7 protein-coding genes are annotated in these 8,924 nt (G+C 49.2%); all 7 read left to right on the forward strand.

Features of this window, described 5'->3' with window-relative positions; all coding sequences use genetic code 11:
* Positions 1-52 precede the first annotated feature (52 nt).
* Positions 53-2,836 carry an LPS-assembly protein LptD gene (locus AK963_RS10520; protein WP_066015404.1) on the forward strand — a complete coding sequence of 928 codons (2,784 nt, stop codon included), beginning with the start codon at positions 53-55 and terminating at the stop codon, positions 2,834-2,836.
* Entirely contained in the window at positions 2,837-4,162 is a 1,326-nt protein-coding gene (locus tag AK963_RS10525) for a peptidylprolyl isomerase (RefSeq protein WP_066015405.1), read from the forward strand.
* A 1-nt stretch (position 4,163) separates the two neighbouring features.
* Entirely contained in the window at positions 4,164-5,183 is a 1,020-nt protein-coding gene (pdxA, locus tag AK963_RS10530) for a 4-hydroxythreonine-4-phosphate dehydrogenase PdxA (RefSeq protein WP_066015406.1), read from the forward strand.
* 118 nt (positions 5,184-5,301) lie between these two features.
* Positions 5,302-6,102 (forward strand): 16S rRNA (adenine(1518)-N(6)/adenine(1519)-N(6))-dimethyltransferase RsmA, encoded by an 801-nt coding sequence (gene rsmA, locus AK963_RS10535; RefSeq protein WP_066015407.1) that lies wholly within the window; start codon positions 5,302-5,304, stop codon positions 6,100-6,102.
* A 29-nt stretch (positions 6,103-6,131) separates the two neighbouring features.
* The gene (locus tag AK963_RS10540) at positions 6,132-6,935 is read left to right on the forward strand and encodes a symmetrical bis(5'-nucleosyl)-tetraphosphatase (protein WP_066015408.1); all 804 of its coding nucleotides are present in this window, start codon (positions 6,132-6,134) and stop codon (positions 6,933-6,935) included.
* A gap of 164 nt (positions 6,936-7,099) precedes the next feature.
* On the forward strand, positions 7,100-8,320 hold the full coding sequence (locus AK963_RS10545; protein ID WP_066015409.1) for a type II secretion system F family protein: 1,221 nt from the start codon (positions 7,100-7,102) through the stop codon (positions 8,318-8,320).
* A gap of 140 nt (positions 8,321-8,460) precedes the next feature.
* Positions 8,461-8,814 carry a PDDEXK family nuclease gene (locus AK963_RS10550; protein ID WP_066015410.1) on the forward strand — a complete coding sequence of 118 codons (354 nt, stop codon included), beginning with the start codon at positions 8,461-8,463 and terminating at the stop codon, positions 8,812-8,814.
* The last annotated feature ends 110 nt before the right edge of the window (positions 8,815-8,924 follow it).

Consider the following 8,924-nt stretch of genomic DNA (forward strand, 5'->3'; position numbering starts at 1 on the left):
TTTCTTGATTTGATTCGCCCAATAAGAATGTTGCCCCAGGATTGCTGAGCTTATGGACATGCATCTGCACCAATCACCGTTTACCCCAAGAGCACTGACACTGGCCATTGCAACCAGTATTATTGCCAGTCAGCCGGTTTCCAGAGTAATTGCAGCTGAATCCTCGGGAGGCCAACAGAGCGAATGGCACTGCCAGACACTGGCTAATGGCCAATGGAGTTGTGATCCTGCAACAGCCCAATCCATCCCGGCACAGCCGGCGCCCAAGGCTAAACAGCAGGTCAGAAAACTAAAAAAAACAGCGTCGCATATTAAGCCTGCGGCCGCCAGGCAAAACGCCACCCTTAAACAACTTCTGGACTGGCAACCTATTCAAAACCTGTCGGCACAGAGAAGAGCCTCTGAGCCTTTCTACAGCTGTGGCGCTTATATTGAGCCACCCAGACCAGGTAAAGACTATACCGGGGATACCAATAAGGCACCGATTGTCGCCGAGTCCAATGAATCCAGTTATGACAAGGATTCTGTTGCCACCTTCAAGGGAGATGTTACTGTCCGTCAGGGCAGCCGGCTATTTGAAAGTGATAACGCCACTCTGGACAAGAGCCGGAACTATGGTCAGTTCGAAGGCAACGTACGTTTTCGAGAAAGCGGCGTCCTGCTGGTCGGTGACAAAGGTGATCTACAGCTCGACAGTGGCCGTGCAACCCTTGAGAACACCGCTTATGTGATGCATGAGCAGAAAGCCCGCGGCAGTGCTAACCGCATCGTCCGCAATGAAGACTCAACCCTTGAGCTGTCTGACGCCACCTACACCACCTGTCCTCCAGGTGATAAAGGCTGGCAGTTGTCCGGGCAAAACGTGACCCTTGATATGGACAGTGGCCAGGGCCTGGCCAAAAATGCGGTGGTTCGCGTACAGGGGCTGCCTATCCTCTACACGCCGTATCTGTCTTTCCCTATTGATGACCGAAGAAAATCAGGTTTCCTTTATCCTACATTATCTCAAAGCAGTGATAACGGTTTGGACTTTTCCATTCCTTATTACCTGAATATTGCACCAAACTATGATGCAACACTCACGCCCAGATATATGAGCAAACGGGGATTCATGCTGGAGAATGAATTCCGATATCTCGTAGGCAACACTCAGGGTGAGCTGGGACTTTCCGGATTGCTGGACAAAGATGAACTGAAAAAAGAGAACCCCTATTACAATGACCACCGCTGGTTGATCAACTATCGTCAACAGACAGACCTGACCAGCCGCTGGACGGCAGAAGTCGACTACGCAAAAGCCAGTGATAAAAACTATCTGGATGATTTCAGCACCAGCCTTAACCTGTCCGCCAATTCACCACTGAACCAGCGGATAGGTACCCGCTACCTGGGAGGCGATACCAACCACAGCTGGCAGCTGAGTCTGGATGCTCACCAATACCAGAATATGAACCAGACGGCAGATGATCCCTACAACAAACTGCCACAAATCAAACTGGCTGGTAACTGGCTGGCCAGTAACAACCTGAACCTTAACTATGTCGCCGACTACACCAAGTTCACTCGTGACGATAACTGGCATTACGTGAATGAAACTCTGGTAAACCCATCGGACAATGTGTACCAGAGTAACTACGATTCAGGCTATGGCATCAAGAAGGCAAATGGCGAACGGTTCTACCTGGAAACCGGAGCAGGCTACTCTTTTGACTGGAACTATGCCTTTATCCGCCCAGCGGTGAAAGTGCAGCACGTTGAATACCGACTGACGGATTTGAATGAAACGGATGTAATCACTGACCTGAACAGCTCCTACGGCAACTTCACCTCAGCAGATTATACCGAGTCACCCAAGACGACTGTGCCCACATTCAGCATTGACAGCGGACTTTACTTTGACCGCTTCACCAATATCGGTGACACTGAATTTACCCATACCCTCGAGCCCAGAATGAAGTATCTCTACTCCCCCTACAAAGAGGGACAGGAGATGAACCCGGTCTTTGATACTGCGTTGATGAACTTCAACTACAACTCACTCTGGCGCGACAGCCGCTTCTCTGGCCATGACCGACTGGGTGATGCCAACCAGCTATCCCTCGGCCTGACAACCCGGTTGATAGAAGGCGATGGCTTTGAGCGGGTTCGCTTTGGCATAGGCCAGATCATCTATTTTGAAGACCGTCAGCTATGGATTAGTCCCAATGCAGGTATTGATCCGGGTGATACTGACCAGGATCTTGATACCGACCCAAATGATGAGACAGAACGTCTGTGGGAAGAAATGAAGGACTCAGTATCACCACTGGCATCCGAACTGGTCTATGACATAAGCCGCAGCATGAATATCCGTCAGGACTTAATGTGGGATACCAGTAACAATAAACTGGACAGCTACGGTCTTTACTACCAGTACAAACCGGGTGAGCGTCGAGTAATGAATGCTGGCTATCGCTTCCTGCGTCAGGCTGATCGTTATATTAAAAACGAACAGGATCAAAACACCGGTCTGACCACTGACAACAATCTGAGCCAGACTGACCTCTCTGTTGCATGGCCTGTTTCCAATAACTGGTCAGCCATGGGACGCTGGCAGTATGATTTAACCAACAAGCGGAACCTTGAGATATTGTCCGGAGTCGAATATAACAGTTGCTGTTATCAAGTTCGTGTACTGTGGCGTAAGTGGGTCGATGATGATGACAACATTGATCACCCCAACAGCAAAAGCGGTGTATTTCTCCAGTTTGTCCTGAGAGGGCTAGGGGATCTGACCAGTGGCACGACGAAAGAGTATCTTGAAGGTATTAAAGGTTACGCAGGGGATGAGAAGTAAATGATGAAGGGATTGAAACGCATTGCACTGGCCTCCCTGTGCCTGCTGTCTTTCAGCAGTGGTGGAGTTTATGCACAAGTATCTGAAACGGTGCAAACCGCTAACGATAGCCGGGTAGAACTCGATCGTATCGTTGCCAAAATTGACCAGGACGTCATCATGCAGAGTGAGCTTGATGCGCGTCTTGAGGCCGTGCATCGCCAGCTATCTTCCAGGAATATTAATCTGCCACCGGAAGATGTGCTGAAAAAGCAGGTACTGGAGCAGCTGATACTGGAAAACATCCAGATCCAGATGGGCAAGCGCGGAGGCATCCGCATTGATGACTGGGCTCTCAATGACGCGATTGCTCGAATCGCCCAGCGCAACCAGATGACGCTGGAAGAGTTTAAGCAAAACCTGGAAGCGGACGGTCTGTCGTTCAGCCAGGCTCGTGAAGAAATTCGCCGGGAAATGATTCTTAACCGTGTTCGCCAGCGCCAGGTTGCCCAGCGTGTACAGGTCAGCGAACAGGAAATTGATAACTTCCTGAGCTCTCCTGAAGGGCTGGCTCAAATGCAGACAGAATATCGTCTGGCTCATATTCTGATTGCAACACCCGATAATGCGACTCCAGACCAGATCCAGAGTGCAGAACGTCGCGCTAATGATCTCTCCAAAGAGCTTCGCCAGGGGGCAGATTTTCAGGCCATGGCAATAGCCAACTCCAAGGGACAAAATGCCCTGGAAGGCGGTGACCTCGGCTGGAGAAAAGCTGATCAGCTCCCAACCCTGTTCGCTGAACAGGCAATTAAAATGACCAGAGGACAGACATCTGCACCTATTCGTAGTCCTGCCGGTTTCCATATCTTCAAACTAATGGATACCCGGGGTAATGAAAAAGTGGTTCAGAGTCAGGTCCATGTTCGACACATTCTGATCAAGCCGAATGAAATTCGCAGTAACCTTGAATCGCAGATGCAGGCCAAGAAACTGTACGAACGCGTTCAGTCGGGTGAAGCGTTCAGCGAACTTGCCAAAGCGTACTCTGATGATACCGCTTCCGCACTCAATGGCGGTGATATGGGTTGGATTTCACCAGAAACACTGGTTCCTGAATTCCAGACCGTGATGAACATCATCCCTGAAAAAGTGGTCAGTGAGCCATTCCGCACCACCTACGGCTGGCATATTCTTGAAGTCTTGGGAAAACGACAATCTGATATCAGTACTCAGGTGCGCCGTAATCAGGTACGCGAGCTACTCAGCAATCGTAAGTTTGAGGAAGAGCTGCAAGTCTGGCTGCGGGAAATCCGCGATCAGGCCTACGTTGAGATTCAGCTCTGATATGACCGGTTCTACTGAATTAGCTAAACCCATTCCCCGGCTGGTGATAACCGCAGGGGAGCCTGCTGGCATCGGCCCTGATCTTTGCCTGATGCTGGCAACTCAAAACCACGAGTTTTCTAAACCATTACAACTGGTGATAGCAGCCGATCCGGAGCTACTGACACAAAGAGCAAAAGAGCTGGATCTTTCAGTTGATCTTCAAGTCTTTAACCCGGACATCAGAGAGCCTTCCAGAAAAAACACCCTGGTGGTTGCCCCGGTCTCCATGGCTACCACCGCAACAGCAGGGTCAGTTAACCCTGCTAACGGACAATATGTTCTCAATACACTGAAGTTTGCACTGCATGGGTGCATGAACAGCCTCTTTGATGGGATGGTGACAGGCCCTGTTCATAAAGAAGTCATCAATAATGCCGGTATTCCATTCAGCGGCCACACAGAGTTTCTTGCTGAACAGACTCACACCGAGAAAGTTGTGATGATGCTGGCTACAGAGGGCTTAAGAGTAGCCCTGGCAACCACCCATCTGCCCCTTTCGCAGGTCTCTTCAGCCATTACCCACCACTCCCTGACCCAGGTTATTCAAATTCTTCACCGGGAGTTAGAGGGTAAGTTTTCGATCAGTAAGCCTCATATTCTTGTCTGTGGACTGAATCCCCACGCCGGTGAGGGTGGCCACCTGGGAATGGAAGAGATTGAAACGATTATTCCCGTTCTGCAGAACTGTAGGGCACAGGGGATGCACCTGACCGGTCCCTTGCCAGCAGATACCCTGTTTAACCCAAAACTACTGCAACAAGCGGATGCCGTACTGGCCATGTATCATGACCAGGGATTACCTGTACTCAAATACAAAGGCTTTGGGCAAGCAGTCAATATCACCCTGGGGCTCCCTATTGTACGAACCTCAGTCGATCATGGAACCGCCCTTGATCTTGCGGGCACAGGAAACATAGATTCAGGCAGTTTATACACAGCCATCGAAACGGCTCTGGATATGATTTCTTTCCCTGAATAGGCTTCTGGCAAAAACAGCGGTCGGGCGTTATCATTGCGGGTTTGACAGATATCCATGCCATATATTTACCATGGCTGATTGTCATCGACAGTTTCTCCCCAGATGAGCAATACTCCTCATGCCCCAGACAGACGTTCCTTACCATAAGGCCCGCAAACGTTTCGGCCAGAACTTTCTTCACGATCACGGTGTAATCGGTGAGATCGTTGCGTCGATCAACCCAAAACAGGATGAGCATCTGGTTGAGATTGGTCCCGGCCAGGGAGCCCTGACAGCCGACGTTCTTGAGCGTGCCGGTGGACTGGATGTTGTCGAGCTGGACAGGGATCTGATTCCTACCCTGCTCCTGCGCTTTGGCCTGAACCCAAACTTTCATATTCACGAAGCCGATGCGCTGAAATTTGATTTTGCCAGCCTGAAAACGGACGAACGACCGCTACGAATCATTGGTAACCTGCCCTATAACATTTCGACACCGTTAATATTTCACCTGTTGAGCTTTGAAAGCATGATTCAGGATATGCATTTCATGCTGCAGAAAGAAGTGGTTCAGCGTCTGGCTGCCGCACCGGGCGAAAAACACTATGGCCGCCTGGGCATCATGGCTCAGTATTACTGCAAGGTAGATTACCTCTTTACTGTAGGACCCGGAGCATTTAAACCAGCCCCCAAAGTCGACTCAGCCATCGTTCGAATGACGCCATATCATGAGCTGCCTCATCCCTGTAAAGATATCCGGAAGCTGGAACAGGTTGTACGGGATGCTTTCAGCCAACGGCGTAAAACCATCCGTAATACACTCAAACAGCACCTCAAGGCAGAAGAGCTTGAAACACTGGCTATTGACCCTGCAGCTCGGCCAGAAGTACTAACCCTTGCCGATTTTGTTCGAATTGCCGACTATTTGATCGATAGATAACGTTAACAGGGATCTCTCAGGAACAGCGAATGGCCACTTATGCAGTCGGGGACATCCAGGGTTGTTATGACCCTCTGCGTCACCTGTTGGATGAACTAAAGTTTGACCCTGACCACGATGTCCTCTGGGTTGCGGGTGATATGGTCAATCGCGGTCCAAAATCTCTGGAAACTCTGCGATACCTGAAAAGTCTTGGTAATAGCTGTATAGCCGTTCTCGGGAATCACGATCTTCACCTTCTGGCCGTGGCTTGTGGTATTCGCAAGCAGAAAGGCAAAGACACCCTGACGGAAGTATTGGAAGCGCCTGATGCCGATGAGCTTCTACAGTGGTTACGCTTTCGTCCAATGCTACACAATGACGTTCAACGAAAGATCACCATGGTTCATGCAGGCATTCCTCCCATCTGGACTGTTGATCAGGCTATTGAGCAGGCCCGGGAGCTGGAGCAGGCCCTGCAGTCTGAAGACTATGTCAAATGGCTCAAAAAGATTTTCAAAAACACTAAACCTCAGCCATGGGATGGTGAGCTTAAGCTGAAAAAAAGGCTACGACTTACCGCCGCCTACTTTACCCAGATGCGATTCTGCAATGCCCATGGGATGCTGGATCTGGAGAGCAAAGGGTCCACCCCGAAAAATGGATATGCTCCCTGGTTCAGCTTTTCGGAGAGTCCATGCTATCAGGAGCAGATCATTTTTGGTCACTGGGCAGCTCTTGATGGGGTCAGCGGTCATGATAATATCCACGCCATAGATACGGGCTGCGTCTGGGGTAAAAGCCTGACAGCCATCAATGTGGACGGCTTCAAACGAACCGAAGTTTTCAATTAAAAACACACTGCGTATTAATGACCGACCCCATTTGACCGAAACAAACAGTAATCAGTTCTCAATTTCAGAGGATTATCTGTTTTTGTGATCGCTCTGATATAAACTTGGTGAAAGTAAACTTATAATCTGCTCATCAAGCAGAACAGCTATGGATCGCGCGAACAATGGCCGCAAAACCAACCAAAATAGTCACATTTGTCTGGCAGGGTAAAGATAAAGCCGGCAAAAAGACGAAAGGGGAAATGCAGAGCGCCAGTGCTGCGCTGGTCAAGGCTGAGCTGAGAAAGCAGGGCATCCTGGCTACCAAAGTTTCCAAAAAAGGCCCTTCTCTCGGGCTTGGTGGTGGCGGTAAGATCAAACCCATGGATATCGCCCTTTTCACCCGCCAGATGGCAACCATGATGAGGGCAGGGGTACCGCTGCTTCAGGCTTTTGATATTACCGCCGGCGGTATCGAAAAAGAGTCCATGCGGGATCTGGTTGGCAAGATCAAGAATGAAGTGGCTTCGGGCAGTACGTTTGCTGACTCTCTCAGACAACATCCAGATTATTTTGACGACCTGTACTGCAATCTCGTTGCCTCTGGTGAGCAGTCTGGAGCACTTGAGACACTGCTGGATCGAATCGCTACCTATAAAGAAAAAACCGAGGCCCTTAAGGCAAAAATCAAGAAGGCGATGAACTATCCTATCGCCGTAGTCTGTATTGCGATCATCGTTACCGTCATCCTTCTGGTAAAGGTAGTGCCTCAATTTGAAGAGGTGTTTCAGGGCTTTGGTGCTGAGCTACCCGCTTTTACACAGGTTGTCATCAACATTTCAGAGGTTGTCCAGAATTACTGGCATATTGTCCTGGGAGTCCTGGTCATTGGCGGCTTCCTGATAAAACGGACACTGAAGTCATCCAAGGCTGCCAGAGATACTCTGGACCGCTTTGTACTGAAGTTGCCAATTATTGGTGAGATTCTGGATAAATCCGCCGTTGCCCGCTTTGGCCGAACTCTGTCAACAACCTTTGCCGCAGGGGTTCCCCTGGTCGACGCTCTCGACTCAGTAGCCGGAGCTGCAGGTAATGTGGTTTATGCCAATGCTGCAAGGAAAATAAAAGAAGATGTATCCACCGGTCAGCAGCTGCAGTTCGCCATGAAAAGCTCAGGTATATTCCCGGCCATGGCTATACAGATGGTATCTATTGGTGAGGAATCAGGTTCTCTGGATGAGATGCTTGATAAAGTCGCCACCTTTTATGAAGAAGAAGTGGATAATATGGTTGACGGCCTGACCAGCCTTATGGAACCGATCATCATGTCGGTGCTGGGTGTGCTTGTTGGCGGCCTGATTGTTGCGATGTACCTGCCAATCTTCCAACTGGGTTCCGTTGTTTAATGAACCTCTGTAGAAATGTATTAAAAGTGTCGACACAGGTGCAGAAATGTCGACACTGAATTTAAATTGTCGACAAATCTTAGATCTGTACTATCTTTACTCACTGTCCGGTCAAGCCTGTGGTTGACAGTGAGGTAGACATGCAAACCAAGAGAAGTAAGGTTACCGAGAAGGACGTTGAGAGATGGTGCAAACTGTGGTTGAAGCTGCAGAAAGACGGAATATACAAGCCATGGCTTGAGGTGAGGGAGGTTCCCTCTCTAGGAAGATCAAGAAAAGTCAAAGGAATAAAAACACACCACACCCACCACTTTCTTTCAGATATTGAATATCATATCTATCTGATGCTTGAATATAACCCTGCTGTTATTGCGATCTATGAGCAATACCCTCTCCTGCCTCGTGAAGATTCAATAGAGATTGCTAATGAAATGGGGATACGTCATCCAGTTTATCCTCAATCTAAAACTCCTATCGTGTCATCACCGGCGTAAAAAGTCCTCAAAACACCAGTCCAAAATGACCTGTCGTTAAGTATAGCTTTTTGGGGTGGTCTGCAAGTCTGATAGTTCCAGAAAGTTAAATATTTTACTAAGCTGACTCT

It is taken from the genome of Endozoicomonas atrinae (assembly GCF_001647025.1).
GTDB lineage: Bacteria > Pseudomonadota > Gammaproteobacteria > Pseudomonadales > Endozoicomonadaceae > Endozoicomonas > Endozoicomonas atrinae.